General features: G+C 67.6%; 23 protein-coding genes. 16 read left to right on the forward strand and 7 right to left on the reverse strand.

What is annotated here, in order from left to right:
* The first annotated feature begins 251 nt into the window (after nucleotides 1-251).
* A complete protein-coding gene (gene hrpB, locus E4634_RS04035; protein WP_135441322.1) occupies nucleotides 252-2,807 on the forward strand; it encodes an ATP-dependent helicase HrpB in 2,556 nt (851 codons plus the stop codon).
* 136 nt (nucleotides 2,808-2,943) lie between these two features.
* On the opposite strand, the gene E4634_RS04040 is transcribed toward hrpB, so the two are convergent.
* The 3 genes from E4634_RS04040 to E4634_RS04050 all read right to left on the reverse strand — a co-directional run bounded on the left by E4634_RS04040 (nucleotide 2,944) and on the right by E4634_RS04050 (nucleotide 8,681).
* Entirely contained in the window at nucleotides 2,944-5,067 is a 2,124-nt protein-coding gene (locus E4634_RS04040; protein WP_135441323.1) for a YgiQ family radical SAM protein, read from the reverse strand.
* 150 nt (nucleotides 5,068-5,217) lie between these two features.
* Nucleotides 5,218-7,716: a TonB-dependent receptor gene (locus E4634_RS04045; protein WP_135441324.1), complete on the reverse strand. Its 2,499-nt coding sequence runs from the start codon at nucleotides 7,714-7,716 to the stop codon at nucleotides 5,218-5,220.
* Between the two features lie 77 nt (nucleotides 7,717-7,793).
* Entirely contained in the window at nucleotides 7,794-8,681 is an 888-nt protein-coding gene (locus E4634_RS04050) for an ion transporter (RefSeq protein ID WP_135441325.1), read from the reverse strand.
* Nucleotides 8,682-8,782: 101 nt separating this feature from the next.
* Here E4634_RS04050 and E4634_RS04055 point away from each other — a divergent pair, with 101 nt between their 5' ends.
* Entirely contained in the window at nucleotides 8,783-9,583 is an 801-nt protein-coding gene (locus E4634_RS04055) for a PhzF family phenazine biosynthesis protein (RefSeq protein WP_135441326.1), read from the forward strand.
* On the opposite strand, the gene bioA is transcribed toward E4634_RS04055, so the two are convergent.
* Both bioA and E4634_RS04065 read right to left on the reverse strand, forming a co-directional pair.
* The gene (gene bioA / locus E4634_RS04060; protein ID WP_135441327.1) at nucleotides 9,580-10,884 is read right to left on the reverse strand and encodes an adenosylmethionine--8-amino-7-oxononanoate transaminase; all 1,305 of its coding nucleotides are present in this window, start codon (nucleotides 10,882-10,884) and stop codon (nucleotides 9,580-9,582) included. The two genes, E4634_RS04055 and bioA, sit on opposite strands and share 4 nt — an antisense overlap.
* Nucleotides 10,881-11,537 carry an arylesterase gene (locus E4634_RS04065; protein ID WP_276606618.1) on the reverse strand — a complete coding sequence of 219 codons (657 nt, stop codon included), beginning with the start codon at nucleotides 11,535-11,537 and terminating at the stop codon, nucleotides 10,881-10,883. Before E4634_RS04065 ends, bioA begins: the two co-directional genes overlap by 4 nt.
* Here E4634_RS04065 and E4634_RS04070 point away from each other — a divergent pair.
* Genes E4634_RS04070 through arsB form a run of 4 tightly spaced genes read left to right on the forward strand, consistent with a single transcriptional unit; the run spans nucleotide 11,512 to nucleotide 16,217 of the window.
* Nucleotides 11,512-12,180, forward strand: coding sequence for an ABC transporter ATP-binding protein (locus E4634_RS04070; RefSeq protein WP_135441328.1), 669 nt, complete (start codon nucleotides 11,512-11,514; stop codon nucleotides 12,178-12,180). The genes E4634_RS04065 and E4634_RS04070 overlap by 26 nt on opposite strands.
* On the forward strand, nucleotides 12,180-14,657 hold the full coding sequence (locus tag E4634_RS04075) for an ABC transporter permease (RefSeq protein WP_240725080.1): 2,478 nt from the start codon (nucleotides 12,180-12,182) through the stop codon (nucleotides 14,655-14,657). Before E4634_RS04070 ends, E4634_RS04075 begins: the two co-directional genes overlap by 1 nt.
* Before the next feature lie 45 nt (nucleotides 14,658-14,702).
* A complete protein-coding gene (locus E4634_RS04080; RefSeq protein WP_135441329.1) occupies nucleotides 14,703-15,179 on the forward strand; it encodes an arsenate reductase ArsC in 477 nt (158 codons plus the stop codon).
* Nucleotides 15,180-15,185: 6 nt separating this feature from the next.
* A complete protein-coding gene (gene arsB, locus E4634_RS04085) occupies nucleotides 15,186-16,217 on the forward strand; it encodes an ACR3 family arsenite efflux transporter (protein WP_135441330.1) in 1,032 nt (343 codons plus the stop codon).
* Between the two features lie 39 nt (nucleotides 16,218-16,256).
* On the opposite strand, the gene E4634_RS04090 is transcribed toward arsB, so the two are convergent.
* On the reverse strand, nucleotides 16,257-16,895 hold the full coding sequence (locus tag E4634_RS04090; RefSeq protein WP_135441331.1) for a TetR/AcrR family transcriptional regulator: 639 nt from the start codon (nucleotides 16,893-16,895) through the stop codon (nucleotides 16,257-16,259).
* Nucleotides 16,896-17,048: 153 nt separating this feature from the next.
* Nucleotides 17,049-18,029 (reverse strand): malate dehydrogenase, encoded by a 981-nt coding sequence (locus tag E4634_RS04095; protein WP_135441332.1) that lies wholly within the window; start codon nucleotides 18,027-18,029, stop codon nucleotides 17,049-17,051.
* 592 nt (nucleotides 18,030-18,621) lie between these two features.
* On the opposite strand from E4634_RS04095, the gene ttcA reads away from it, so the two are divergent.
* Genes ttcA through ccmI form a run of 10 tightly spaced genes read left to right on the forward strand, consistent with a single transcriptional unit; the run spans nucleotide 18,622 to nucleotide 26,426 of the window.
* Nucleotides 18,622-19,467, forward strand: coding sequence for a tRNA 2-thiocytidine(32) synthetase TtcA (gene ttcA, locus E4634_RS04100; RefSeq protein ID WP_135441333.1), 846 nt, complete (start codon nucleotides 18,622-18,624; stop codon nucleotides 19,465-19,467).
* Nucleotides 19,468-19,493: 26 nt separating this feature from the next.
* Complete coding sequence (gene ccmA / locus E4634_RS04105; RefSeq protein ID WP_276606619.1) at nucleotides 19,494-20,078, forward strand: cytochrome c biogenesis heme-transporting ATPase CcmA; 585 nt, start codon at nucleotides 19,494-19,496, stop codon at nucleotides 20,076-20,078.
* Nucleotides 20,075-20,761: a heme exporter protein CcmB gene (gene ccmB, locus E4634_RS04110; protein ID WP_135441335.1), complete on the forward strand. Its 687-nt coding sequence runs from the start codon at nucleotides 20,075-20,077 to the stop codon at nucleotides 20,759-20,761. Before ccmA ends, ccmB begins: the two co-directional genes overlap by 4 nt.
* A 59-nt stretch (nucleotides 20,762-20,820) precedes the next feature.
* On the forward strand, nucleotides 20,821-21,564 hold the full coding sequence (locus E4634_RS04115) for a heme ABC transporter permease (RefSeq protein WP_135441493.1): 744 nt from the start codon (nucleotides 20,821-20,823) through the stop codon (nucleotides 21,562-21,564).
* A complete protein-coding gene (ccmD, locus tag E4634_RS04120) occupies nucleotides 21,564-21,761 on the forward strand; it encodes a heme exporter protein CcmD (RefSeq protein ID WP_135441336.1) in 198 nt (65 codons plus the stop codon). Before E4634_RS04115 ends, ccmD begins: the two co-directional genes overlap by 1 nt.
* On the forward strand, nucleotides 21,761-22,210 hold the full coding sequence (gene ccmE / locus E4634_RS04125; RefSeq protein WP_135441337.1) for a cytochrome c maturation protein CcmE: 450 nt from the start codon (nucleotides 21,761-21,763) through the stop codon (nucleotides 22,208-22,210). Before ccmD ends, ccmE begins: the two co-directional genes overlap by 1 nt.
* Nucleotides 22,207-24,183 carry a heme lyase CcmF/NrfE family subunit gene (locus E4634_RS04130; protein ID WP_135441338.1) on the forward strand — a complete coding sequence of 659 codons (1,977 nt, stop codon included), beginning with the start codon at nucleotides 22,207-22,209 and terminating at the stop codon, nucleotides 24,181-24,183. Before ccmE ends, E4634_RS04130 begins: the two co-directional genes overlap by 4 nt.
* On the forward strand, nucleotides 24,167-24,706 hold the full coding sequence (locus E4634_RS04135; protein ID WP_135441339.1) for a DsbE family thiol:disulfide interchange protein: 540 nt from the start codon (nucleotides 24,167-24,169) through the stop codon (nucleotides 24,704-24,706). The genes E4634_RS04130 and E4634_RS04135 overlap by 17 nt, the downstream gene beginning before the upstream one ends.
* The gene (locus E4634_RS04140) at nucleotides 24,703-25,185 is read left to right on the forward strand and encodes a cytochrome c-type biogenesis protein (RefSeq protein ID WP_346763329.1); all 483 of its coding nucleotides are present in this window, start codon (nucleotides 24,703-24,705) and stop codon (nucleotides 25,183-25,185) included. The genes E4634_RS04135 and E4634_RS04140 overlap by 4 nt, the downstream gene beginning before the upstream one ends.
* Nucleotides 25,182-26,426: a c-type cytochrome biogenesis protein CcmI gene (gene ccmI / locus E4634_RS04145; RefSeq protein ID WP_135441340.1), complete on the forward strand. Its 1,245-nt coding sequence runs from the start codon at nucleotides 25,182-25,184 to the stop codon at nucleotides 26,424-26,426. Before E4634_RS04140 ends, ccmI begins: the two co-directional genes overlap by 4 nt.
* Nucleotides 26,427-26,573 lie beyond the last annotated feature (147 nt).

Genomic DNA, 26,573 nt, shown 5'->3' on the forward strand with positions numbered 1-26,573 from the left:
ATGTGATCAGCAAGAAGCTTGCCAGCGCGGGGAGTATGCGCGCTCTCTGTGACAAAGTAGTGATTCGCGTCGGGTAGTTGGAGTACAGGACACCCGGGCGTGGCCGCCCGATGGTCCGATCTGGTGCGCAGGGAGCAGCCTGGCGCCCCAAAAACAGCCGAGCTCGAGGGTGCAGCACTGGCCCCCCCGGGCGGCGCTTCCCCGGCGCGCCACAGCTGGCTTGCCCGGGGGAGCTCCGCTAAGATAGCGCGATGAAAATAGTCGATTTTTCCACACTCCCCATCTACCCCAGCCTGCCGGAGGTCGCCGCGGCCCTGCGTCGCGGCCACGAGCTGGTGCTGGAGGCACCGCCGGGGGCGGGCAAGACGACTGCCGTACCGCTGTCCCTGGTCCGCGAGTCCTGGCTGGACGGTCGCAAGATCGTCATGCTCGAGCCGCGGCGCATGGCCGCCCGCGCCGCCGCCGCGCGCATGGCGCAGATGCTCGACGAGCCGGTGGGCCGCACCGTCGGCTACAGCATCCGCCTGGAGAACTGCACCAGCGAGCACACCCGCATCGAGGTGGTGACCGAGGGCATCCTCACCCGCCGCCTGCAGACCGACCCCGGTCTCGAGGATGTCGGGCTGGTGATCTTCGACGAGTTCCACGAGCGCAGCCTGGACGCGGACCTGTGCCTCGCCCTGTGCCTGCAGGGGCGCGAGTTGTTCCGCGAGGGTGGACCGCTGCGCCTGCTGGTCATGTCCGCCACCCTGGACGGCGAGGCGGTGTCGCGGCTGCTTGGCGGTGCGCCGGTGATAGCCTCGGAGGGGCGGCAGTACCCGGTAGAAACCCACCAGCTGGGTCCGCAGCGCCTGCGCGACCCGATCGCCGCGCCCACCGCCGCCGCGGTGCGCCGCGCCCTGCAGGAGCAGGACGGCAACGTGCTGGTATTCCTGCCCGGCCAGCGCGAGATCAACCAGGTCGGACGCGCGCTGCGCGATGGCCTGCCCGCGGATGTGCAACTGCAACCCCTGTACGGCGGCCTCAGCCTGGCGCGCCAGCAGGCGGCCATCGACCCGCCGCCGGCGGGCAAGCGCAAGGTAGTACTCGCCACCAATGTCGCCGAGACCAGCCTGACCATCGAGGGCATCACCGCCGTGGTGGATTCCGGCCTGGTGCGCGAGGCCGAGTTCGACCCGGGCACCGGTATCACCCGGCTGACTACGCGGCGCGTCTCCCGCGCCTCGGCGGAACAACGCCGGGGCAGGGCGGGGCGCCTGGCCCCGGGCCATTGCTACCGCCTGTGGTCCGAGGAGCAGGACAGCCAGCTGGTGGCGCAGACCAGCCCCGAGATCCTGCACGCGGACCTCGCCCCGCTGACCCTGCAGCTACTCGCCTGGGGCGTGGACAACCCGGCGGAGCTGGCCTGGCTGGACCAGCCGCCCTCAGCGCCCTGGCAGCAGGCCCTGGGCATCCTCGAACAGGTCGGCGCGGTGTTCTTCAACGAGGCCGGGCGGCCGCAGCTCACACCGCACGGGGTGCGCCTGGCCCAGGTGCCGCTGCACCCGCGGCTGGCGCACATGCTGTTGGTGGGCTGTGACATCCACGCTACCGAGACTGCCTGCCTGCTGGCGGCGGTGCTTTCCGAGCGCAACCCGCTGGCGGATGCCGGCCCGGACATCGCCGCCACCCTGGCGGTACTGATGGGCGAGCAGTCGTGTCCGCCCAACGCCCAGGCCTGGTACCGGCAGACCTGGTTGCAGGCACGGCGTTACGCGCGCCAGGCCACGGATGTGCACAAGCCGCGCAAGTTTGCCCTGGATGTCGATGCCGCCGACGTGGTCGGCATCCTGGTAGCCAGCGCCTGGCCGGACCGCATCGGCCGCCGGCGCGGCGACAGCGGCAGCGACTACCTGCTCAGTAACGGCCGCGGCGCGCAACTGGCCGAGGGCGACCCGCTGCTGCGCGAGGGCTGGCTTGCAGTGGCGGAGATCGGCGGACAGGCGGGCAGCGACAGCGACCGTATCTACACCGCCGCGGCGCTCAACCCGCGCTGCTTCAACACCGTGTTGTCCTCGCTGGTGCAGCAGGAGGAAGTGGTGGAATGGGACCTGCGCCAGGAGCGTTTCGTCGCCGAGCGGCGGCGCGCCATTGGTGCCCTGGAGCTCTCCCGCGAGCCCTTACCGGATGTCTCCGGCGAAGCCCGCGGCCGCGCCCTGCTCGGCGTGATCCGCCGGCGCGGGCTGGACCTGCTGCCCTGGACCGCTGGCCTGCGCCAGTGGCGCGCCCGGGTGCAACTGCTGCACGACAACCACCCCGATCCCACCGACAACCCCTGGCCGGACCTGTCCGACACGGCGCTGATGGGTTCGCTTGAGCACTGGCTGCTGCCCTACCTGAACGAGGTGCGCCGGCTGGATGACTTCCGCCAGGTCGACCTGCACACGATCCTGCGCGCCATGCTGCCCTGGCCGCTGCCGCTGGACCTCGAGCGCCTGGCGCCGGAGCATTTCGGCGTGCCCTCCGGGTCCAGCGTGCGCATCGATTACACGCAGACGCCGCCGGTGCTGGCGGTGAAACTGCAGGAAATGTTCGGCTGCGAGGCGACGCCGACGGTGGCGGACGGACGCGTCGCCCTGCAGGTGCACCTGCTGTCGCCAGCCGGCCGCCCGCTGCAGGTCACCCAGGACCTGGCCAGCTTCTGGCGCAATGCCTACGCGGACGTGCGCCGGGAAATGCGCGGCCGCTACCCCAAGCACCCCTGGCCGGAAGACCCGCTGCAGGCGCCGCCGACCCGGCGCACCAAGTCCCAGCTCGGCCTGGTCTGAGCCGACGCTCCTGGCCGATGCGGTCTGGGCCGGCCCCTTCGGGCTGGCCTGCTATGGGATTACTCTGAAGTACCTTTGAATCTGGCCTGGATCTGGCCAGCTTTAGCGCACGGCTTTCGCGGGGCACACCACCGTTTTATTTGCGCGGTGTGCGCCGGCGGCGCGCCTGCGGTGTGCGCGGCAGGCCGTTGTGCTGGGTGGCGAAGGGCTGGGTGCCCGCCTCGACCACCGGGTGGCGCTTGCCCGGCTGGCGCGGCGGCACCAGGTGCATCTTGCCGTTGCCGATGAGGTCGCTGCGCCCGAGCTTTTTCAGCGCCCGGCGCAGGTCCGGCCAATTGTCCGGGTCGTGGTAGCGCAGGAAGGCCTTGTGCAGGCGGCGCTGGGAGAGCCCCTTCACCGTCGGCAGGCTGTCGCCGTCGCGGGTGATCTTTTTCAGGGGGTTCTTGCCGCTGTGGTACATGGCGGTGGCGGTGGCCATGGGCGAGGGGTAGAAGGTCTGCACCTGGTCGGCGCGAAAACCGTTGCGCTTAAGCCACAGGGCGAGGTTCATCATGTCGCGGTCACTGGTGCCCGGATGGGCGGCGATGAAATAGGGGATCAGGTACTGCTTCTTGCCCGCGGCCTGGGAGTACTTGTCGAACATGGCCTTAAAGCGGTCGTAAGTGCCGATGCCGGGCTTCATCATCTTCGACAGCGGGCCTTCCTCGGTGTGCTCCGGGGCAATCTTCAGGTAGCCGCCGACATGGTGGGTGACCAGTTCCTCCACGTATTCCGGGGTTTCTACCGCGATGTCGTAGCGCAGGCCGGAGGCGATCAGCACCTTCTTGATGCCGGGCAGTTCGCGCGCCTTGCGGTACAGCTCGACCAGCGGTTTCTGGTCCGTATTCAGGTTCTTGCAGATACCGGGGAACACGCAGGACAGCTTGCGGCATTTCGCCTCGATCTCCGGGCTCTTACAGGCCAGGCGCCACATGTTGGCGGTGGGGCCGCCGAGGTCGGAGATCACGCCGGTGAAGGCGGGGGAGGTGTCGCGGATCTTCTCCACCTCGCGCAGGATGGAGTCCTCCGAGCGGTTCTGGATGATGCGCCCCTCGTGCTCGGTGATCGAGCAGAAAGTACAGCCGCCGAAGCAGCCGCGCATGATGTTCACCGAGTGGCGGATCATCTCGTAGGCGGGGATGCGCGCCTCGCCGTAAGTGCTGTGCGGCAGCCGCGTGTAGGGCAGCTCGAATACCCAGTCCAGTTCCTCGGTGGTCAGCGGCAGCGGGGGGGCATTGAGCCATACCTCGCGGTCGCCGTGGGCTTGCACCAGCGGTCGCGCATTGTGCGGGTTGGTCTCCTTGTGCAGGATGCGCGAGGCGTGGGCATACAGCGCAGGGTCATCGCGCACCGCCTCGTAGGCGGGGATGCGCACCACCGCGGGACGCGCGTCGTCCACCGTGTCGAGCACGCGCACGACATCCGCGCCGACCTGCACGGCCACTTCGTCGCTGGCGCATTCCGCGCCCTGGGTCATGGCGTAGGGGTCCGGGTGCGCCTGCACCGGGCCGACCACGTCGATACTGGTGGAATCGACCTCGCGCCAGCCCTCGGGCACGCGCTTGCAGACGAAGGCGGTGCCGCGCAGGTCGCGGATTTTGTGGATCGGCTCACCGGCGGCGAGGCGCTGGGCGACATCGACGATAGCGCGCTCGGCATTGCCGTAGAGCAGCAGGTCGGCGCGGCTGTCGAGCAGGATCGAGCGGCGCACCTTGTCGCTCCAGTAATCGTAGTGGGCGATACGCCGCAGGCTGGCCTCGATGCTGCCGATCACCAGCGGCACGTCGCGGTAGGCCTCGCGCACGCGCTGGCTGTAGACGATCACCGCGCGGTCCGGGCGCCTGCCGGCGGCATCGCCCGGGGTATACGCATCGTCATTGCGGCGTTTGCGGTCCGCCGTGTAGCGGTTGATCATCGAATCCATGTTGCCGGCGGCGACGCCGAAGAACAGGTTGGGGCGGCCCAGGGCCTTGAACGGCTCGGCGCTGTCCCAGTCGGGCTGGGCGATGATGCCGACGCGAAAACCCTGCGCTTCCAGCACGCGGCCGATCACCGCCATGCCGAAGCTGGGGTGGTCGACGTAGGCGTCGCCGGTGACGATGATGATGTCGCAGGAATCCCAGCCGAGGGCGTCCATCTCCGCCCGGCTTATGGGCAGTTCCGGCGCCGGGCCGAAACACTCGGCCCAGTACTTGCGATAGTCGAACAGCGGGGTGGGCATGGTCCGGGTCGGGCAGTGGCAATGGACCGGCGATTGTACCGCAAACGACTGCGGCTGTAGAACGAGGCTCGGGACCGGCCCGAAGACTGGCGCGGAGAGTGGAAGGGCGGGGCTGGTGAGCCCCGCCCGGTGTCGCGTCCCGCGTCCGGCCTAGAAGTTGTAGATGAAATCCGCCCCGTACATGCGCGGCGGGATGCGCGCCCCGGTGAGGGAGCCCACCGCGTCGCCGTTGTCACCGTACTCGCCAAAATGTTCCTCGTCGGTGAGGTTGGTGGTCCACAGGGCGACCTCCCAGTCGCCGTTGTCCGGCAGCAGGGCGATGCGCGCGTTGATCAGGTAGAACGCGTCGATCTCACGCGCGGGATCGTTCAGGCTCTCCACCCGTTCGCTGCTCCAGGTGTAGTCGATGCGCGGCAGCAGGGCGCCGAAGTCGCCCAGTTGCCAGCGGTACTCGGCGGAGAGGTTGACCTTGTGCTCCGGGGTGCCGACCCGCGGTTTGCCGGTGAGGTCGTCCTCCTCGGTCTCGCCGGCGGCCTCGAGGATGCGGAACTTGGTGTACTCGGTCTTCAGCCAGCTGTAGTTGCCGGCCAGGGTCAGGTTGTCGGTGGCCAGCCAGTAGGTCTCCAGCTCGATACCGTAGCCCTCCGCGTCGGAGTTGCGCAGGTTGTAGGAGGGGATCGGCTGGCCCAGCAGTTTCAGTTCCTGCAGGTTCTGGTAGTCGTAGAAGAACGCCGACGCGTTGAGTTGCAGGGAGCGGTCGAAGTACTGGCCCTTGCTGCCCACCTCGTAGTTGATCACTTCCTCCTCGTCATAGGAGGTGTCGATGTCCGGGCCGAAGTTGAGGCTGTTGAAGCCGCCGGACTTGAAGCCGGTGGCGACGCTGGCGTAGAGCATGGTGTCATCGGCCAGGGCGTAGTCGAGCACCACGCGGCCGGACAGGTTGTCCCAGGAGTCCGACTGGGTGGCGTCCAGCAGCGGCTGCCCGTTGTTGTAGAACGCCAGGCCGAAGTTGGCGCCGGCGATGGTGTTCTGGTACTGGCTGAACAGGCTGAACTCTTTCTCGTCGTAGGTGTAGCGCAGGCCGGCGGAGAGGTTCATGCGGTCGGTGATGCTGTAGGTGGCGTCGCCGTACACGGCGTAGCTCTCGTAGGTGCCGTCGGAGTAGACCTCTTCGACCCAGGGCTCGTAGGCGGCGATGCGCGGCTGCAGGCTGGGCAGGATCTGCTGGAAGATGCCGATAAACGGGTTGTCTGAAAGGCCGAAATCGCCCAGCGTGCCCTCGCCGTTGAGGAATGCCCAGACAAAGGAGGAGGCGGCGATACCGTCGAGCCCGGCGTCCCTCTGCTGCTGGCGGAAGCTTGGCGCGAGCTCGTCGATTTCCGAGTTGCTCAGGGTGGCGAGGTACTCGAGGTCCTCCGGCGTCTGGCCGGCGAAGGTCGCCAGGAACACGTCGGAGGTCTCGGAGCCAGCGCCCTTGAGCAGTTCCGCCCAGGCGAAACTTTCCAGGGTGCTGACGTTGAAGACCGCGGTGGTCAGGTGGCTGACGTGTTCGCGCGAGAAGGTCGCGCCGGTGGTCCATTTCAGCTTGTCGCTGGCGCCGGTCAGGCGGAATTCCTGCGAGAAGTAGTCGTTCTCTTCCGGGTTGTTGGAGTTGAACAGGTGGTCCAGGTTGTTGGAGCCATCCAGGTCTTCATCCAGTTCGGTGTTGAATTCGCGCCAGGCGGTGATCGAGGTGAAAGTCTTGTCGCCGAAGCTGTGATCCACCTGTAGCGAGGTGGCGAACTGGTCGCGGGCCTCGCGGTTGACGTAGTCAGTGTGGATCTTGCCGAAGTCTGAATAGCTGCGACCCGGGTTGGCGTTCTCGAACACCGAGGCGATGGTGGTCTGGCGTGCGGCGGAGTGCTGGTCCAACTCGCTGTACTCGAGGCGCCAGCGCACGTCGGTGTCCGGGGTCGGGTTCCAGAGCAGGCTGCCGCGGATGGCCTGGATGTCCTCGTCGTTGAGGTCGGTGCCGTTGAGATTTTCAACATAGCCGTCGCGGTTGCGCGACACCGCCACCACGCGCACGGCGAGGTCGTCAGTCAGCGGCTGGTTCCACATCAGTTCCCCGTCGACGCGGCCGTAGTTGCCCACCGAGAGCTTGGCGCGGCCCTCCTGTTCGAACACCGGGTCCTGGGTCACCAGGTGGATGGCGCCGCCGGTGGCGTTGCGCCCGAACAGAGTACCCTGCGGGCCCTTGAGGACTTCGATACGCGCGAGGTCCACCAGGGCGGTCTCGGCGCCGGCGCCGCGCGCCGCGTAGACGCCGTCGATATACACCGCGACCGCCGGATCGGAGCCGACGGTCCAGTCATTGGTCTGCACGCCGCGGATCGAGTAGGTCGGCTGCAGCGACTTGAACACGTCCATCTCCACGCCGGCGGTGAACTGGCCGAGGTCGCCGAGGTTGCGCGCGCTGAGGTCCTCGACGTTTTCGGCGGTGAACACGCTGATGGCGATGGGTACGTCCTGTACATTCTCCGCGCGCTTTTGCGCGGTGACCACGACTTCCTCCAGGGTGTTCTGGGCCTGGGCCAGTGGCGCAAGGGCGAGGGTTGCGGTGGCGGCAATAACCGCAGTGGCGAGCGGGCGGGGAAGGAATGTAGGCATTGTTGTCTTCCGGTGGCTTGCGGGATGGGGCACATCATAAGGAAATTGACGCCGCGGAATCCACCGCTAAATCGACCCTATTCGCCGGCCTCGTCTTCGCTGCGCAACTGGGTCTCGGGGGCGTGTCCGGGGGCCGGCAGGTGGCTGCCGCAGCGTCGGCAGTAGTGTGCCGTGGGGTCGGTTTCTGCGGCGGCGCAGGTGGTGCAGTTGCGCAGGTTGCGCAGGCGGTCGGCGCGCTCGCGCATCTGGCCGCGGGTCATCTCTGCGGTGACGATGCCAGTGGGCACGGCGATGACCGCGTAGCCGATCAGCATGCCCACAGATGACAGTATCTGCCCCAGCGGTGTCTGCGGCGTGACGTCGCCGTAGCCCACGGTGGTGATGGTGACGATCGCCCAGTAGATGCTGTGGGGAATGTTGTTGAAGCCGTGCTCGGGCCCCTCGATGACATAGATCAGGCAGCCGAAAATCGTGGCGAGGATGATCATCAGCGAGAAGAACACGAAGATCTTGCGCGTTGAGCGGTGCAGCGCACCGGCCAGGTCGTTGGCCTCGTTGAGCAGGGCGAGCAGGCGCAGCACGCGGAAAATACGCAGGATGCGCAACAGGCGGATGATCAGCAGCGGTGCCGTTTGCGGCAACAGCAATGAGAGGTAGGTGGGCAACAGGGCGAGGAGGTCGACCACGCCGTAGATGCTGGTTGCGTAGCCCTTGCGGTTGGGAACGCACCACAGCCGTACCAGGTATTCCACGGTAAACAGGGCGGTGAACACCCACTCGATGCGCAGGAACAGCGCACCGTAGTCGCGGTGGTAGTCGGCGATGGAGTCGAGCAACACCACCATGACGCTGGTGATGATGATGGCGATCAGGACCAGGTCGAACCACTTGCCGGCGGTGGTCTCGGTACCGAAGATGACCTCGTAGTATCTGCGCTGCAGCGGTGTCTGTTCTCTGGTGCTCATGCGCGTCGGCGGTCCACTATCCCTGGCGAAGAGCAGCCACTATAGTAAAGCGCCCCGGCCAGCACAACGCGCCGGGGTTTGCCCAAACCCAGGACCAGAACATGACCAACCCACTCTACGTGGTCGATGCCTTTGCCAGCGGACCGTTCACCGGCAATCCCGCCGCGGTGATGCCGCTGCCGGGCTGGCTCGACGATGCGCTGATGCAGGCGGTCGCCGCGCAGAACAATCTCGCGGAGACCGCGTTCCTGGTGCCTGCAGGGGACGACTGGGAACTGCGCTGGTTCACGCCCGCCGTCGAGGTGCCGCTGTGCGGCCACGCTACCCTGGCCAGCGCCCACGTCCTGTTCACCCATCTCGGACTGGCGGCGCCGGCGGTGACCTTCCATACGCGCTCCGGGCGCCTGCGGGTGGCGCGCGAGGGCGCTGCCCTCACGCTGGATTTCCCGCCCTACGCCCTGCGCGAGGTACCCGCGGACGCGGCGGTCACCGCTGCCCTGGGCGCTTCGCCGAGGGAGTTTCTGTGGGTGGAAGGCGCGGACAAGCAACTGTGTGTGTTCGATAGCCAGGCCGAAGTGGCTGCGCTGTCGCCTGACTTTCCGGCGCTGCTCGCGGCCACGCCGCGCTGCGTGGTGGCCACCGCGCCGGGCGATGACTGTGATTTCGTCTCGCGATTTTTCGGCCCGCAGGTGGGCATCGACGAGGATCCGGTCACCGGCTCGGCGCACTGCGCGCTGGTGCCGTACTGGGCTAAGCGGCTGGGCAGGGACGACTTGCAGGCGCGGCAGATCTCGGCGCGCGGCGGCAATATCGATTGCGTCCTGCGCGATGGCCGGGTCTTTCTCACGGGTACCGCGCGGACCTATCTGTGCGGCGAGGTGGATCTGGCCGCCGAAGCTTAACCGCCGGGCAGCTGCCCGACGACTTCGACCATCGCCCCGGTCAGCGTCGCCAGATCCGCGTCGGACATCACATAGGGCGGCATGCAGTACACCAGCTTGCCGAAGGGCCGCACCCACACCCCGCGCTCGACAAAGCGCGGCTGCACGCTGGCCAGGTCCACCGGTTCGCGCAACTCGATCACGCCAATCGCCCCCAGGGTGCGCACCTCGGCGACCTGGGGCAGCTCGCGCGCCGGTGCCAGCCCGTTGCCCAGGGCGTTTTCGATGCGCTGCACCTCGCGTTGCCAGGGCTGCGAGAGCAGCAGTTCCACGCTGGCGATGGCCGTGGCGCAGGCCAGCGGGTTGGCCATGAACGTGGGCCCGTGCATGAAGGCGCCGCCCTCGCCGGCGCTGATGGTCGCGGTGATCTCTTCGGTGGCCAGGGTCGCCGCCAGGGTCATGTAACCGCCGGTCAGTGCCTTGCCCAGGCACAGGATGTCCGGCGTCACGTCCGCGTGCTGCAGCGCGAACAGCTTGCCGGTACGGCCGAACCCGGTGGCGATCTCGTCGAAGATCAACAGCACGTCGAAGGCGTCGCACAGGGCGCGCAGCTTGCGCAGGTAGTCGGGGGAGTAAAAGCGCATGCCGCCGGCGCCCTGGACCACGGGCTCGACGATGACCGCTGCGATCTGTTCGCCCTGTTCCGCCAGCAGGTCGGCGACCTGGGTCATCTGTGACTCCGGGCACTCGCGGTCGACCGGGCAGTCCGGGGCATCGACGAAAAAGTGCGGGTAGAGCACGTCACCAAACAGGTGGTGCATGCCGGTCACCGGGTCGCATACGGACATGGCGCCGAAGGTGTCGCCGTGGTAACCCTGGCGCAGCGCGACCAGCTTGCGCTTGTTGCCACGGCCGCGCGCGTACTGGTACTGGATGGCCATTTTCATGGCCACTTCCACGGCGACTGAACCGGAATCGCTGAAGAACACCCGTTGCAGGGGCTCCGGGGTGATGCGCGTGAGTAGCTGCGCCAGCTTGATCGCAGGCGGGTGAGTCAGGCCGCCGAACATGACATGGGCCATGTCCTCGAGCTGCGCCTGTACCGCGCGGTTGAGCACTGGGTGGTTGTAGCCGTGGATCGCACACCACCAGGAGGCCATGCCGTCGATCAGTTCGCGGCCGTCCGCCAGGCGCAGGCGCACGCCGCTGGCGCTGGTCACCGGGTAGATCTCCCCAGCCGGCGGTGACGCCGCGTAGGGATGCCACAGCAGTTCGCGATCCAGTGCCTGTAATTTGCGTGTGTTGTCGCCGGCGTCGCTCACTGCAGCGCCTCGCGAATGGCGGGCAGCACGTTGGCCAGCATCTGCGCCTGGGCCTCCGGTTGCGGGTGGATGCCGTCCCCCTGCATTAATTCGGGCCGGCCGGCGATGCCATCGAGGATAAAGGGGCCGAGCCCGGCGCCGGTGGCCTGCGCCACCTCGGCAAAGCTGGTGTGGAAGGCCTCGGTGTAGCGGCGGCCGTAGTTGGGCGGAATATGCATGGGCAGCAACAGCACCTCGGCGCCGGCAGCCTGTGACTGGGTCACCAGTTGCGTGAGGTTCTCGCGCAGGGTGGCCAGGGGGAAGCCGCGCAGGCCGTCGTTGCCGCCCAGTTCGATGATGACCAGGTCCGGCGCGTGGGTTTCGAGCAGTGCCGGCAGGCGGCGCAGGGCGCCGTCGGTGGTCTCGCCGCTGATGCTGGCGTTGATCACCGCGATATCCCCGTCGCGCAATTCGTCGGCCAATAGACTCACCCAGCCCTGTTGCAAAGACATGCCATAGGCGGCGCTGATACTATCGCCCAGCACCATGAGCCGGGTCGGTGCGGCGCGGGCGCCGCTGGCCAGCAGCAGGCACAGGCATAATCCACACAGCCAGGTGTACCGTAACAGGAGGGAAAAGGCGGAAGGCATGATCAGGACAGAAAATCTGGGCAAGCGGGTGTCTGTGGGCGGCGGCGAGCTGGAAATACTGAAAGGGATAACGCTGGAAATCAAGGGGGGCGATTCCGTTGCGATCGTCGGCGCCTCCGGATCCGGAAAATCCACCTTGCTCGGGCTGCTCGCGGGACTCGATGAATCCAGTGCCGGGCGCGTGTGGCTGGACGGCGAGGACCTCGGCGCACTCGACGAAGATGGGCGCGCCCTGCTGCGCGCACGCAAGGTCGGCTTCGTGTTCCAGGCCTTCCAGTTACTGCCGGCGCTCACCGCGCTGGAAAACGTGATGCTGCCGCTGGAGTTGCGCGGCGAGCACAGCGCCGGTGAACAGGCGCGGCGCTTCCTCGCCCGGGTCGGGCTGGAGGCACGGCTGGACCACTACCCGCGGCAGATGTCCGGCGGCGAGCAGCAGCGGGTGGCCATCGCCCGCGCCTTTGCCGCCCGCCCGGCGATCCTGTTCGCCGACGAACCCACCGGCAATCTCGACACTCACACCGGCGAGCGCATCGTCGATCTGCTGTTCGAACTGAACCGGGAGGAGGGCACGACCCTGGTGCTGGTCACCCACGATACCGGCCTCGCCGCGCGCTGCTCGCGCCAGCTGACCCTGGAGGCCGGCGCACTGGTCGGCGATACCGCCTGATGGCCCGCGCCTCCCTGCGCATGCTGGCGCGCGACTGGCGCGGCGGCGAACTCGGTGTGCTGGTGGCAGCGCTGGTGCTCGCGGTGGGCCTGGTCTCCGGCATCAGCGCGTTCACCGCGCGCCTGCAGGACGCGCTGGAGCGCGAGAGCCACCGCTTTCTCGCCGCCGACCTGGTGCTGCGCAGTGCCAGGCCGCTGGATTCCGCATGGCTGGAGGAGGCCGAGGGGCGCGGCCTGCGTACGGCACAGACCCTGAGTTTCCCGTCCATGGCCTTTGGTGACGGCGAGCGTATGCACCTGGTGTCGGTCAAGGCGGTCAGCGACAACTACCCCCTGCGCGGCGAATTGCTGTATGCCGATTCGGGATTCGCCCCGGCCCAGGCGGCCGCGCGCGGGCCGGTGCCCGGAGAGAGCTGGCTGGACTCGCGCCTGTTTGCCCTGCTCGAGGTGGAAAGCGGCGACGAGGTCGGGCTCGGCGATGCCCAGCTGCGGGTGACCGGCGCCGTGCGCGGCGAACCGGACCAGGGCGCCGGCTTCTACGGCTACGGGCCGCGCCTGATGATGCATCTCGACGATATCCCCGCCACCGGCGTGGTGCAGCCCGGGAGCCGGGTCGAGTACCGGCAGTTGTTCGCCGGTGACCCGGGGGTGTTGGAGGACTTCCGGCAGTGGCTGGAACCGCAGTTGGCGGGCGACCAGCGCGTGCTGGACCTGGACCGCGGGCAGCCCGGTATCGGCCGCGCCCTGCAACGCGCCGAGCGTTTCCTGCTGCTTGCGGGCAGCCTGGCGGTGGTGCTGGCCGGGGTCGCCATCGCCCTGGCCGCGGCCCGCTTCAGCGAGCGCCACGCGGACTACGTCGCGGTGATGAAGAGCCTCGGCGCCACTTCCGGCAGTATCACCCGGCTCTACGGCGGCAGCCTGGCACTGCTCGGTCTCGCCGCTGCGGTAACCGGTTGCCTGCTGGGCTGGAGCCTGCAGGCGACCTTCTTCCGCCTGTTCGCCGACGAGCTGCCGCTGACTCCGGGGGCGGCGGGTGTGCGCCCCTACCTGGTCGGCGCGGTCACCGCCATGGTCTGCGTGCTGGCCTTCGCCTGGCCGCCGATACGGCGGCTGGCGGGCGCCAGTCCCTTGCGCGTGTTGCGCCGGGACCTGCCCTCAGCGGTGCGCCGCAGCGGCGGGGACTACCTGCTCGGCTTCGCCGCGGTCGTGTTGTTGATGTTGTGGTATTCGCAGGACTGGCGGCTCACCGCGGCGGTATTGGCCGGCATGGCCGTGGTGGTCGCCCTGGGCGTGGGCGGCGCACTGTTACTGCTGCGCAGCGGCCGCGCGCTGGGCATGCGCGCCGGCAGCCTGTGGAGGCTGGCCCTGGGCAGCCTGCAGCGGCGCGGCATCGGCAATGCGCTGCAGGTGGTGGTGTTCGGCCTCGCCATCATGCAGCTGTTGGTGCTGTTGCTGGTGCGCACGTCGCTGCTCGAGGAATGGCGCCTGCAGCTGCCCGAGAACACGCCCAATCACTTCCTGATCAATATCGCGCCGGCGGATGCACCGCGCCTGGAAGCGGCCATGGCCGAGGCCGGCCTGCACAGCGAGCCGCTGTTCCCCATGGTCCGTGCCCGCCTGATGGCGATCGACGGGGTGGACCTGCCCAGCCGCGAGGACGCCGGTGAAGACCAGCCGCACCAGCGCGAGAGCAACCTGACCTTCTCGGCCACGCTACCGGCGGACAATGAACTGGTGGCAGGGCAGTGGTGGGATCCGGATACGCAGGAGTCGCTGGTCTCGGTGGAGGCCGGTTACGCCGAGCAGATGGGCCTGCAGGTAGGCGACCGCATGTCCCTGCTGGTGGGCGAGCGGCCGCTGGAGGCCAAGGTCGCCAGCCTGCGCTCGCTGCAGTGGGAGTCGATGCGGCCGAACTTCTTCCTGGTGTTCCCGCCGGCGGTGCTCAGCGACTATCCGGCGACATGGATGACCAGCTTCTACCTGGACCCCGGCGACAAGCTGTTCCTCAACCGGCTGGTGCGTGAGTTTCCCACCGTCACGCTGATCGAGATGGACGAGGTGATCAGCCAGGTGCGCGGCATTATCGACCAGGTCTCCGCGGCGGTGGAACTGGTGCTTGCGGTGATCCTGGTGACCGGTGCCCTGGTGTTGATCGCCGGCGTGCAGGCGAGCCTCGACGAGCGCCTGCGCGAGGGCGCCATCCTGCGCGCGCTGGGGGCGCCGCGCTCGCGGGTGCTGGGCGCGCTGGCGATCGAGTTCAGTGTACTCGGGCTGTTCGCCGGGGTGCTTGCGGTGGTGGCGGCGGAGGTCGGTGTCGGCGCGCTGCAGGTGCTGGCGCTGGACATGCGTTACACGCCGTCGCCCTGGTCCTGGCCCCTCGGGCTGTTGGCGGGTGCGGTGCTGATCGGCACGCTCGGCGTCTTCAGTGCGCGGCGGGTAGTCTCCGCGCCGCCGGTGGCGGTGCTGCGCGAATTGTGACGCCCGGGTAATATAACCGTCACAAAACGCTGGCAGGCTGCCCCGGTGGAAAACCTGACGCTATTATTCCTGTGCACCCATAACCGCTGTCGCAGCATTCTCGCCGAGGCGATTGCCACGCGCCGCGGCGGCGGCTGCCTGCGCGCGTACAGCGCCGGCAGTGCCCCGGCGGGTGAAGTGCACCCCGATACCCTCGCGGCACTGCAAGCCCGTGGCTACCCGGTGGCCGGCCTGCACAGCAAGGCCTGGGACGCGGGCCTGGGTTGCGAGCCGGACGCGGTCATCACCCTGTGCGACAGCGCCGCCGGCGAGACCTGCCCGCTGTGGCTGCAGGACACACCGCGCCTGCACTGGGGGCTGGAAGATCCCTCGCGGGCGCAACCGGGCGCTGCCCGCGACGCCGCATTTGCGCGGGTGATCGACACCCTCGAATCGCGTATTTTGCGCCTGGTGGACGCGGGGATTTACCGGCAGCGCGGTGACGCGTTGCGCTCGGCGATGCAGGCATTGGCAGGGGAGTAACCGATCTTGGGACTGTTTGAACGCTACCTCAGTGTGTGGGTGGGCCTGGCGATTGGCGTCGGGGTGGTGCTCGGCGCGCTGGCGCCGGCGCCGGTACAGGCGGTGGCTGCGCTGGAACTGGCGCACGTCAACCTGCCGGTGGCCGTGCTCATCTGGGTGATGATCTACCCGATGATGGTGCAGGTGGATTTCTCCTCCCTGCGCGATGTGGGCGACAAGCCGCGTGGCCTGGCCCTGACCCTGGTGGTCAACTGGCTGATCAAACCCTTCACCATGGCGGCCCTGGGCTGGCTGTTCTTTCGCGTGTTGTTCGCCGACCTGGTAGCGCCGGAGACCGCCACCGAATACATCGCCGGCATGATCCTGCTCGGCGTCGCGCCGTGTACCGCCATGGTGTTCGTGTGGAGCCAGCTGACCCGCGGCGACGCCACCTACACCCTGGTCCAGGTCTCGCTCAACGACGTGATCATGGTGTTCCTGTTCGCGCCCCTGTGTGCGCTGCTGCTCGGCCTCAGCGATGTGGTGGTGCCCTGGCAGACGCTGCTGCTGTCGGTCACGCTGTACGTGGTGCTGCCGCTGATCGCCGGCGTGCTCACCCGCCGCGCCCTGGATTCCGCCGGCGACCACCAGCGCCTGCAGCGTTTCCTGTCGCGCATGAAACCGTTTTCCATTCTCGGCCTGCTGCTCACCGTGGTTCTGCTGTTCGCCTTCCAGGCCGAGCGCATCATCGGCAACCCCCTGGCCATCGTACTCATCGCCATCCCGTTGCTGTTGCAGACCTACGGCATTTTCGCCCTGGCCTATACCGCCGCGCGCTGGCTGCGCCTGCCGCACCCGATCGCCGCGCCGGCCTGCCTGATCGGCACCTCGAATTTCTTTGAGCTGGCGGTGGCGGTGGCGATATCCCTGTTCGGCCTGGAGTCCGGCGCCGCGCTGGCGACGGTGGTCGGGGTGCTGGTGGAGGTGCCGGTGATGCTGTCGCTGGTGGCCTTCGCCAACCGCACGCGGCACTGGTTTGAACCGGGCTCTGCGGGGTAATTTGCGGGCGCGCGATGCGCAGCCCTGGCCGGGCCCGGGTCAGCCCGCCGCGGGCTGGGGAGCGGCGCTGATCCCGGCGATAAACGTGGCCACCCCGAGGTCCATCTGCCGGCGCAGGTCGATATGCCGCTCGAACAATTCCGGCGCATCCACGCGCAGCGTCGCCAGGCCGTGAATCCCGGACCAGGCGGCGTTGGCCAGGTAAGTGGGGTGATCCGCCGCCCGGTACAGGCCGAGGTCTATGCCGTGCTGTAACACCGCCTGCACCAGCCGCAGGGTCTGGCGGCTGGCCTCGCGCAGTTCCGGGTAGCGCGCTGCCGGTTGCACCGCGGGTCCGAACATCAGCTTGAACATCTGCGGGTTCTCCGCGGCGTAGTCGACGTAGGCGTGGGTGAGGGCGAACAACTGGTCGGTGGGGTTGTCTCCGGCGCGCTCACGGGCGGCGCCGAGGGCCGCGAACAGTTCGTGGTAGCCTCGGGTGGCGATCGCCGCCAGCAACTCGCCCTTGTCGGTGAAGTGCCGGTAGGGCGCGGTCTGCGATACACCGATGGCCCGCGCCAGGGCGCGCAGGCTGAGGTCCTCGACACTGATCTCACCGAGCTGGGCGATGGCGGTGTCCAGCAACTCGGCGCGCAGGTTGCCGTGGTGGTAGGTTTTCTGGTTGGCGGCTTCGGTCATGGTACTGGCATTAGAGCAGTATTGGCCGGGCAAGTCACGCGCGGGACTCTCCGACGCGCCCGCGGCGGGCTGCGCCAGCAGATTCCCATGAAAAACAGGCAAAAAAAAGCGTCACCCCTGCGGGCGACGCCTTCCTGAACTTGCGGGCAGGAATTACGGCAGCAGGTGCTGGACCGCGTCGCGCTCCTCGGTGAGTTCCTGCTCGGTGGCCTTCATCTTGGCTTCGCTGAACTCGCCGATCTCCAGGCCCTGGACGATTTCCCAGTCACCGCCCTTGCAGCGGCAGGGGAAGGAGTAGATCAGGCCTTCGGTGATGCCGTAGGAACCGTCGGAGTACACGCCCATGGAGACCCAGTCGTCGCCCTCGGTGCCCAGCGCCCAGGAGCGCATGTGGTCGATGGCGGCGTTGGCCGCGGAAGCCGCGGAGGAGGCGCCACGGGCCTTGATGATGGCCGCGCCGCGCTGCTGTACCACGGGGATGAACTCGCCTTCGTACCACTCCTGGTCGACCAGGCTGATAGCGGTGTCGCTGCCGACCTTGCAGTTGAACAGGTCCGGGTACTGGGTGGCGGAGTGGTTGCCCCAGATGGTCATCTTGCTCACGTCGTTGACGGTCTTGCCGGTCTTGATCGCGATCTGGGTCTTGGCGCGGTTGTGGTCCAGGCGGGTCATCGCGGTGAAGTTGCGCGGGTCGATGTCCGGCGCGTTGCGCTGGGTGATCAGCGCGTTGGTGTTGGCCGGGTTGCCCACCACCAGTACCTTGATGTCCTTGCTGGCGTTGTCGTTGATCGCCTTGCCCTGCACGGAGAAGATTGCCGCGTTGGCTTCCAGCAGGTCCTTGCGCTCCATGCCGGGGCCGCGCGGGCGGGCGCCGACCAGCAGAGCGTAATCAGTGTCCTTGAAGCCCACGTTCGGGTCGTCGGTGCAGACGATGCCGGACAGCAGCGGGAACGCGCAGTCCTCCAGTTCCATCTTGACGCCGTTCAGGGCATCCATGGCGGGCGTGATATCCAGCAGTTGCAGGATCACGGGCTGGTCGTCGCCGAGCATGGCGCCGGAGGCAATGCGGAAGAGCAGGGCGTAGCCGATCTGGCCTGCCGCGCCGGTGACGGTCACGCGTACGGGTGCTTTCATCGGAGTGGGTTCCTCGCTGGTATTTCGGTGGGGTATTTCGGGGCGCACATTGTCGGGGGAATCCCGGGAAAATACAAGCCGGTCGGGCGTCCCTCTGACTGGTAGTTGGGCTTGGGCTGGCTAGCGGCCCGGAAGGCGGAAGGCCCGTTCCGAAAACCGCAAAAGCGCCATCCATGGCAGCTCGGCCTCGGCCATCCATGGCCTCGCACGTTTTCTCCACGGGCCTTCCACCTCCCGGTCCTCGCTCCGGTGCCACTCGGCGCCAATTTCTCGCTGCGAGTCCCCATGTAAGTCGGCTCTGCCGAAATACGTTGGTGCCCCTTTACCGGCTGTGGGGATACGCCAGTTGCAGGGACGGGGGATGGCAGGCGCCTCCCCGGGACGTCCGAGGCCATGGATGGCCTCGGCCGAGCTGCCATGGATGGCGCCTTTGCGGTCCCGGGGAGGCGCCTGCCATTCACCGGCCCGGCGGAGTAGCGAACGTACAACACCCCTCAGCCAGCCGGTGAACGGGAAGTAGCCCACCAAACTGGACTCCCCAAGCCCGAAGCAAGTAAAATGCCCGCCAAATCAAGCACTAACGGCCCAAATCGTGCGCGAGCTGTCCCGCAAGGAAAAAACCGAGTTCAACAAGCTGCAGAAACGCCTGCGGCGCAACGCCGGCAACGCCATCGTCGATTACAACATGATCGAGGAGGGCGACAAGGTCATGGTGTGCCTGTCCGGCGGCAAGGACTCCTACGGGATGCTCGACATCCTCATGAACCTGCAACACAGCGCGCCCATCGACTTCGAGCTGGTGGCGGTGAACCTCGACCAGAAACAGCCCGGCTTTCCCGAGGACGTGCTGCCCGGATTCCTGGATGACATCGGCATTCCTTACTACATCCTCGAAAAAGACACCTACAGCGTGGTCAAGTCCGTGGTGCCCGAGGGCAAGACCACCTGCGGCCTGTGTTCGCGGCTGCGGCGCGGCACCCTGTACGGCTTCGCCCAGGATATCGGCGCCACCAAGATCGCCCTGGGTCACCACCGCGACGATATCGTCGAGACCCTGTTCCTCAACATGTTCTTCGGCGGCACGCTCAAGGCCATGCCGCCCAAGTTGCTCTCCGACGACCGCAAGAACGTGGTGATCCGCCCGCTGGCCTACTGCCGCGAGAAGGACCTGGCCCGCTACGCCGACTACAAGGCATTCCCGATCATTCCCTGCAACCTGTGCGGCTCGCAGGAAAACCTGCAGCGCGTGCAGGTGAAGAAGATGCTGGCGGACTGGGAGCGCGAGTACCCCGGACGCACCGAGACCATTTTCCGCAGCATCCGCAACGTCGCCCCCTCGCAACTGGCCGACGGTGAGCTGTTCGATTTCCGCTCCCTGCGCGCCGAGCAGATCGATACCGACCTGCATATCCCCCTTGTCAACGTGGTGAACCTCTGACCGCAGCCGCCGCCAGTGGCCCCCTGCTGAGCGCGCAGCAACTGGCGCTGTCGCGCGGTGGCCGCGAATTGTTCGGCGGGCTCAGTTTCGATATCTGTCCCGGGCAACTGGTGCAGATCGAGGGCGCCAACGGTGCCGGCAAGACCAGCCTGCTGCGCATCCTCGCCGGGCTGTCGCGCTACGGTTTCGAGGGGCGCGTGGAACGCCATGCACCGCTGCTGTACCTGGGCCATCAACCTGCGGTGAAAGCGATGCTTACGCCGCGCGAAAACCTGGCCTGGCACGTGGCCGGGGAGGCGGACTTCGGCGCCGCCGCCATCGATGCGGCACTGGCCCGGGTCGGGCTGTACGGCTACGAGGACGTGCCCAGTCACGCGCTCTCCGCCGGGCAACACCGGCGCGTGAGTCTGGCCCGGCTGTACCTGTCCAACAGCCCGCTGTGGTTGCTGGACGAGCCGTTTACCGCCATCGATGTCGACGGGGTGGCGGCCCTGGAGGAGCGCAAGGCCGCGCACGTGGCCGCCGGCGGCGCCGTGGTGTTCACCTCGCACCAACCGATGCGCGGCAACTACAACGTTCGCCGCCTGTGCCTGCGCCGGGGCCTGCTGTGAGCGCGCCCTCGCTGCCGGCGTTCTGCCTGCGCCTGGTGCGCCGGCAACTGGTATTGGCGGTGCGCCGGCCGGTGGAGATTCTCAACCCGCTGCTGTTTTTCGCCATGGTGGTGGCGCTGTTTCCGCTCGGCCTGGGGCCGGACCCGAAATCCCTGGCGAGCTTTGCCGCCGGTACCTTGTGGATCATTGCGCTGCTCTCCAACCTGCTGACCTCGGATACCATCTTTCGCGGCGATTACGACGACGGCAGCCTCGAGCAACTGCTGCTGGCGCCGCAGCCACTGTATTTCTCCGTGCTCGCCTACCTGGGCGCCCACTGGCTGCTGACCGGCGTGTCCCTGGCGCTGATCTCCCCGCTGTTCGCGCTGATGCTCAACCTGCCGCTGGAGGCCCTGCCGGCGCTGGTGGCCAGCCTGCTGCTCGGCAGCGGGGTGATGAGCCTGGTAGGCGGGGTCGGCGCCGCGTTGACCGTGGGCCTCAAGCGCGGCGGCATGCTGATCTCGCTGCTTATATTGCCCCTGTACATGCCGGTACTGATTTTTGGCAGCGCCGCGGTGCGCGCCGCGGCCCAGGGTTTTCCCGCTGGACCGCAGCTGGCCATTCTCGGCGCCATGTTCTGCCTGGCCATCGCCCTGGCGCCGCTGGCGACCGCCGCCGGCCTGCGCATCAGTATCGACGCCTGATCCGATTGCGAGCGGTTTAAGTTGTCCCTAATGTGGCCCCCTGTATAATTGCCCGCGCTATGTGGACCTTCTTCCATAAACTCGGCTCCCCGCCCTGGTTGTACGCCATCTCCGGCAGCATCCTGAAGTATCTTTTGCCGGCCACGCTGCTGGCGCTGGGCGTCGGGATGGTCTGGGGCCTGCTGTTCACGCCGCCGGATTTCCGCCAGGGCGACAGCTACCGCATCATCTATATTCACGTTCCCGCCGCGGCGGTGGCCCTGGCCGGCTACTACGTGATGGCCACGGCTGGCGCCATCAGCCTGATCTGGAAGATGAAGATGGCGGATATCGCCATGCAGTGCTGCGCGCCGATCGGTGCCGCGCTGACCTTCGTCGCGCTGGTCACTGGCTCCATCTGGGGCAAGCCCACCTGGGGTACCTGGTGGGTGTGGGACGCCCGCATCACCTCGATGCTGATCCTGCTGTTCCTGTACCTGGGGGTCATCGCCCTCTACGAGGCCTACGACAACAAGGCCGCCGCGGCGCGGGCCTGCGCGGTGCTGAGCCTGGTCGGCACGGTTAATATCCCGATCATCTACAAATCGGTGGACTGGTGGTACAGCCTGCACCAGCCGGCCTCGATCAAGTTCACCGGCGAGTCCAGCATCCACCCGAGCATGCTGTACCCGCTGCTGCTGATGATTGCAGCGTTCTACGCGCTGTTCGCCTGCGCGCTGCTGCTGCGCATGCGCGCGGAAATTCTCGACCGCGAGCGGCGTACCGGCTGGGTGCGCAAACTCCTGGAGGCCGATGCGGTCTGATGTACTTCCACGATCTGCACAGCGCGCTGCACATGGATGGCCACGGCGCCTTTGTCTGGGCGGCCTACGCCATTACCTGCGTTGTGCTGCTGCTGATTGTTGTAGCGCCGCTGCGCCGTCGCCGGCGCCTGCTGCGCGAGATGAGCGCGGAGGCGCGGCGCCAGCGCGGTGTGCCGACCCAGGGGAGTGAAGCCTGATGCATCCTGTTCGCAAACAACGCCTGTACCTGGTGCTGTTCCTGGTGGCGTTTTCCAGTATCGCCATCGGCCTGGTGGTCTATGGCCTGCGCGGCAACATCAACCTGTTCTTCCCGCCCGCCGAGGTCGCCGCCGGCAAGGCGCCGCTGGGCCAGTCCATCCGCGTCGGCGGCATGGTGGTGGACGGCAGCATCCAGCGCAGCGAGCACAACCTCGAGGTGCGCTTCGAGCTGACCGACTACGCCGCCACGGTGCCGGTCATCTATGAAGGCATCCTGCCGGACCTGTTCGACGAGGGGCAGGGGGCGGTAGCCTCGGGGCAGCTGAATGCCGACGGTGTGCTGGTGGCCTCGGAAGTGCTGGCCAAGCACGATGAAAACTACATGCCGCCGGAGGTGGCCGAGGCGCTGGAACGCTCGGGTGCAAGCCCCGGGGGGAACAGCAAGTGATTGCCGAGATCGGTCATTTCGCCCTGATCCTGGCGCTGGGCCTGTCCCTGTGCCTGGCGGTAGTGCCGGCCTGGGGCGCCTGGCGGCGCAACGTCGCGGCCATGGCCCTGGCGCCGGGCCTGGCCATCGGCATGCTGGTATTCGTGAGCATCAGTTTCGCCTGCCTGGCCACGGTCTTCCTGCAGGACGATTTTTCCGTGGCCTTGGTCGCCAATCACAGTAATTCGCTGCTGCCCGACATCTACAAGTTCAGCGCCGTGTGGGGCAACCACGAGGGATCGCTGTTGCTGTGGGTGCTGATCCTCGCGTTGTGGACCGCCGCCGTCGCGGTGTTCAGCAGCCAGTTGCCGTTGGTGATGCTGGCGCGGGTACTGTCCGTGATGGGTGGGGTCGGTGTCGGTTTCCTGTCCTTCTCACTGCTCACCTCCAATCCCTTCGCGCGCCTGTTGCCCGGCGCGCCGGCCGATGGCAGCGACCTCAACCCGCTGCTGCAGGACCCTGGCCTGATCATCCATCCGCCCTTGCTGTACATGGGCTACGTCGGCTTCTCCGTAGCCTTTGCCTTTGCCATCGCGGCGCTGCTCGGCGGTCGACTGGACGCGGCCTGGGCGCGCTGGTCGCGGCCCTGGACCAATATCGCCTGGGCCTTCCTGTCGCTGGGCATCATGCTCGGCAGCTGGTGGGCCTACTACGAGCTGGGCTGGGGCGGCTGGTGGTTCTGGGACCCGGTGGAGAACGCCTCGTTCATGCCCTGGCTGGCGGGTACGGCGCTGGTGCACTCCCTGGCGGTGACGGAAAAGCGCGGCCTGTTCAAAAGCTGGACGGTACTGCTCGCCATCTTTGCCTTCTCCCTGAGCCTGCTGGGGACGTTCATGGTGCGCTCCGGCGTGCTCACCTCGGTTCACGCCTTCGCCACCGACCCGGCGCGCGGCATGTACATCCTGGTGTTCCTCGGCATCGTCGTGGGCGGCTCGCTCACCCTGTACGCGCTGCGTGCCCCGGCGGTGAGCAGTCGCGTCGGCTTCGCCTGGGTGTCGCGGGAAACCCTGCTGCTCGCCAATAACGTCGTGTTCCTGGTGGCCACGCTGACCGTACTGTTCGGCACGCTGTTCCCGCTGATCATGGATGCCCTCGGCTTCGGCAAGTATTCGGTGGGGCCGCCGTACTTCAACGCCGTGTTCGTGCCGCTGATGGCGCTGCTCACGCCGTTCATGGGGCTAGGGCCGCTGTCGCGCTGGAAACAGGACAGCGGCGCGCGCTGGCAACGGGAGTTGCTGGTGCCGGCCCTGGTCGCCCTGGGCTGCGCGGTGACCCTGCCCTGGCTGGGCGGCGGTTTCAACCTGTGGGTGGCGCTGGCGGTACTGCTCGCGGCCTGGCTGGTGGTCGGGCTGGCTCGCGACGTGATCATCCGCGTGAAGCGGGTCGGCGACCTCGGCCGCGGCCTGCGCCGGTTGGCGCCGAGCTACTGGGGTATGGTGCTGGCCCACCTGGGTTTCGCCATGGCGCTGATCGGTATCGTCGCCACCAGTCAGTATTCGATCGAGCACGACCTGAAAATGACCCCGGGGGATACCGAGACCCTGGCCGGCTACGAATTCCGTTTCGTGGCGCTGGAGCAGAAGCGCGGCCCCAATTACCTGGCCAGCGAGGCGCAATTCGAGGTCAGTCAGGGTGGTGAAGTCATTGCCCGGCTGGCGCCGCAGAAGCGTCGCTACCTGGCCGGCGGCTCGATGATGACCGAGGCGGCGATCGACCCGGGCCTGTTCCGCGACCTGTACGTGGCAATGGGCGAACCGGTCGGCAGCGATGGCGGCTGGGCCATCCGCCTGCACTACAAGCCGATGGTGCGCTGGATGTGGCTGGGCGCCATCTTCATGGCGCTGGGCGGTTTCGCCACGGTGGCGGACCGCCGCTACCGGCAACAGCGCGGCGCGCGCACCGCTCCCGAGGTGGCACATGCCGGCGCGGCTTAAGCTGTTCCTGCCGCTGATCATCTTCGCGGTACTGGCGCTGTTCCTGGTGCGCGGTCTGCAATTGGACCCGCGCGAGCTGCCCTCGGCGCTGATCGACCGGCCGTTTCCCGAGTTTTCGCTGCCGGCCCTGGCGGGCGGTGCGACGCTGGATAAGGCTGCGGTTACCGGCCGCCCCGCGCTGTTCAACGTCTGGGCCACCTGGTGCCCGACCTGCCGCGTGGAACACCCGTTCCTGATCGACCTCGCGCGCCGCGGCGTGCCGGTCTACGGCATTAACTACAAGGACCAGGACGAACCCGCGCGGCAGTGGCTGCGTGACCTCGGCGACCCCTATACCGCGGTGATCGTCGATCGCGAGGGTACGCTGGGCCTGGACCTGGGTGTGTATGGTGCGCCGGAAACGTACCTGGTCGATGGTGACGGGGTGGTGCGCTACCGCCATGTCGGCGTGGTCGACGACACCGTGTGGAGCGAGACCCTCGGCCCGCTTTATCGCCAGTACGGCGGGGAGGGCGGCCAGTGATCCGTCGCTACGCGCAACTGCTGGCCTGCCTGTTTTTCGCCTGGGCCCTGCCCGCCGCGGCGGTGATCGAGACCTACGACTTCACCGACCCGGCGCTGGAGCAGCGCTACCAGTCCCTGAGCAATGAATTGCGCTGCCCCAAGTGCCAGAACCAGAATATCGCCGATTCCAACGCGCCGATTGCCCAGGACCTGCGCAAGCAGTTGTTCGTGCAACTCGAAGCCGGCGCCTCCGACGACGAGATCCGCCAGTACATGGTTGATCGCTACGGCGAGTTCGTGCGCTACCGGCCGAGCTTTTCCGGCGCGACCGCTGTGCTGTGGCTGGCCCCGGCCATTTTGCTGGCGCTGGCCGCATTGATCGCCTGGCTGACCCTGCGCCGGCGCGGTGGCCAAGCGGTGGCGCCCAAGCAGGCGCTGGATGCGCAGGATCGCGAGCGGCTGTCGTCGCTGTTAGGTGACGGGGACGAGCGCCAATGACCGTGTTTTATCTCGCCTGCGCCGCACTGGTGGCGCTGGCCGCCGTATTCCTGCTGGTACCGCTGGCCGGGCGCGAACGGCCGGTGGACGACGACCCCGAAGCTGCCAACCTCGCCTGGTACCGCCTGCGCCGGGAGGAATTGGCCGGGGAGGGCGACGATGCCCTGGCGGAGGACGCCAAGCTGCGCCTGCTCGAGGACACCGCCGGCGCGACACCCGCCGCAACGCAGGCAGCGCCGCCCCCCGCAGCGCGCCGCTTCCTCGCCTGGCTCCTGCTGCCGGTGCTGCTGGTGTTTGCCGTTGTCGTCTACTACCGCCTGGGCGCCGCGCCGGATGTTGTCATCGCCCGGCAATTGCAGGACCTGCACAGCGATATGCCGCCGCAGGAATTGCAGGCCCTGGCCGATGCCATCACCGCGCGCGCCGCGCAGCGTCCGGATAATCTCGACTACACGGTGATGCTCGGCCAGTTCGCCATGCAGCGCCAGGACTATGCCGCCGCAGCCCGTTACTACGACACCCTGGCCGCCGCCGCCCCCGGCGATGCCGGCGCCCTGGCCTATGCCGCCCAAGCCCACTACCTCGCCGCCGGGCGCAGCCTCACCGACGAGACCCGCCGCCGCGCCCAACAGGCGCTGGCGATCAACCCGCACCAGCGCACCGCCCTCGGCCTGCTCGGCATGGCCTCCTTCGAGGCGGGCGAGTACCGCGATGCGATGGGCTACTGGGAGCGCCTGCTGGCGGTGGAGCCCCCGGGTTCGGACAGCTACCGCATGATCTCCGGGGTTATCGACACCGCCCGCGAGCGCCTGGGCATGCCACCCCGGGAGCAGGCCATGGCCGCAGCGGCGGGCGGACCCGGCGCGACTGGGCCCGCGCCGGCTGCGGGTCCCTCCGCGGGGGTTACGGTCAGTGTCACCGCCCCGGCCGACGCCACGCTCGACCCGGCCGCCACCGTATTCATCCTCGCCCGCGACGGCGCCGGCACCAGCCGCATGCCGATCGCCGTGCAGCGCCTGCGCGCCGCCGACCTGCCGGTGACCATTCGCCTGGACGACAGCAACAGCATGGCGGGGCAGAAAATTTCCGGTTTCGCCTCGGTGCTGGTGCAGGTCCAGGTCTCCCCCGACGGCCGCCCTGGCGCAGAGAACGCCAGCTGGCTGGGCCAGGCCGGCCCCCTCGCACCGGACCTCTCGGAGCAGCCCGTGAGCATCACCCTGGCGCCCAACGCCGGCAGCTGAGGCGGATTGCCCGCCTTTTTTCGGCTCAGGCATAGTGTTATCGGATTGAAACCGATACACTATATCTTGTGGTTCTGAATTCGCGTGAAAACCAGTAAAAACGTCTAAAAATATATAATAAACAAAGACATAGAGCGAGCTGTTAAA

It is taken from the genome of Mangrovimicrobium sediminis (assembly GCF_004745945.1).
GTDB classification, from domain to species: domain Bacteria; phylum Pseudomonadota; class Gammaproteobacteria; order Pseudomonadales; family Halieaceae; genus Mangrovimicrobium; species Mangrovimicrobium sediminis.

What these genes read in the sequence shown, in the direction of transcription:
- hrpB (WP_135441322.1), top strand. Translation starts at nt 252, where the DNA reads ATGAAAATAGTCGATTTTTCCACACTCCCCATCTACCCCAGCCTGCCG.
- E4634_RS04040 (WP_135441323.1), bottom strand. Translation starts at nt 5,067, where the DNA reads ATGCCCACCCCGCTGTTCGACTATCGCAAGTACTGGGCCGAGTGTTTC.
- E4634_RS04045 (WP_135441324.1), bottom strand. Translation starts at nt 7,716, where the DNA reads ATGCCTACATTCCTTCCCCGCCCGCTCGCCACTGCGGTTATTGCCGCC.
- E4634_RS04050 (WP_135441325.1), bottom strand. Translation starts at nt 8,681, where the DNA reads ATGAGCACCAGAGAACAGACACCGCTGCAGCGCAGATACTACGAGGTC.
- E4634_RS04055 (WP_135441326.1), top strand. Translation starts at nt 8,783, where the DNA reads ATGACCAACCCACTCTACGTGGTCGATGCCTTTGCCAGCGGACCGTTC.
- E4634_RS04070 (WP_135441328.1), top strand. Translation starts at nt 11,512, where the DNA reads ATGATCAGGACAGAAAATCTGGGCAAGCGGGTGTCTGTGGGCGGCGGC.
- E4634_RS04075 (WP_240725080.1), top strand. Translation starts at nt 12,180, where the DNA reads ATGGCCCGCGCCTCCCTGCGCATGCTGGCGCGCGACTGGCGCGGCGGC.
- E4634_RS04090 (WP_135441331.1), bottom strand. Translation starts at nt 16,895, where the DNA reads ATGACCGAAGCCGCCAACCAGAAAACCTACCACCACGGCAACCTGCGC.
- E4634_RS04095 (WP_135441332.1), bottom strand. Translation starts at nt 18,029, where the DNA reads ATGAAAGCACCCGTACGCGTGACCGTCACCGGCGCGGCAGGCCAGATC.
- E4634_RS04115 (WP_135441493.1), top strand. Translation starts at nt 20,821, where the DNA reads ATGTGGACCTTCTTCCATAAACTCGGCTCCCCGCCCTGGTTGTACGCC.
- ccmD (WP_135441336.1), top strand. Translation starts at nt 21,564, where the DNA reads ATGTACTTCCACGATCTGCACAGCGCGCTGCACATGGATGGCCACGGC.
- ccmE (WP_135441337.1), top strand. Translation starts at nt 21,761, where the DNA reads ATGCATCCTGTTCGCAAACAACGCCTGTACCTGGTGCTGTTCCTGGTG.
- E4634_RS04135 (WP_135441339.1), top strand. Translation starts at nt 24,167, where the DNA reads ATGCCGGCGCGGCTTAAGCTGTTCCTGCCGCTGATCATCTTCGCGGTA.
- ccmI (WP_135441340.1), top strand. Translation starts at nt 25,182, where the DNA reads ATGACCGTGTTTTATCTCGCCTGCGCCGCACTGGTGGCGCTGGCCGCC.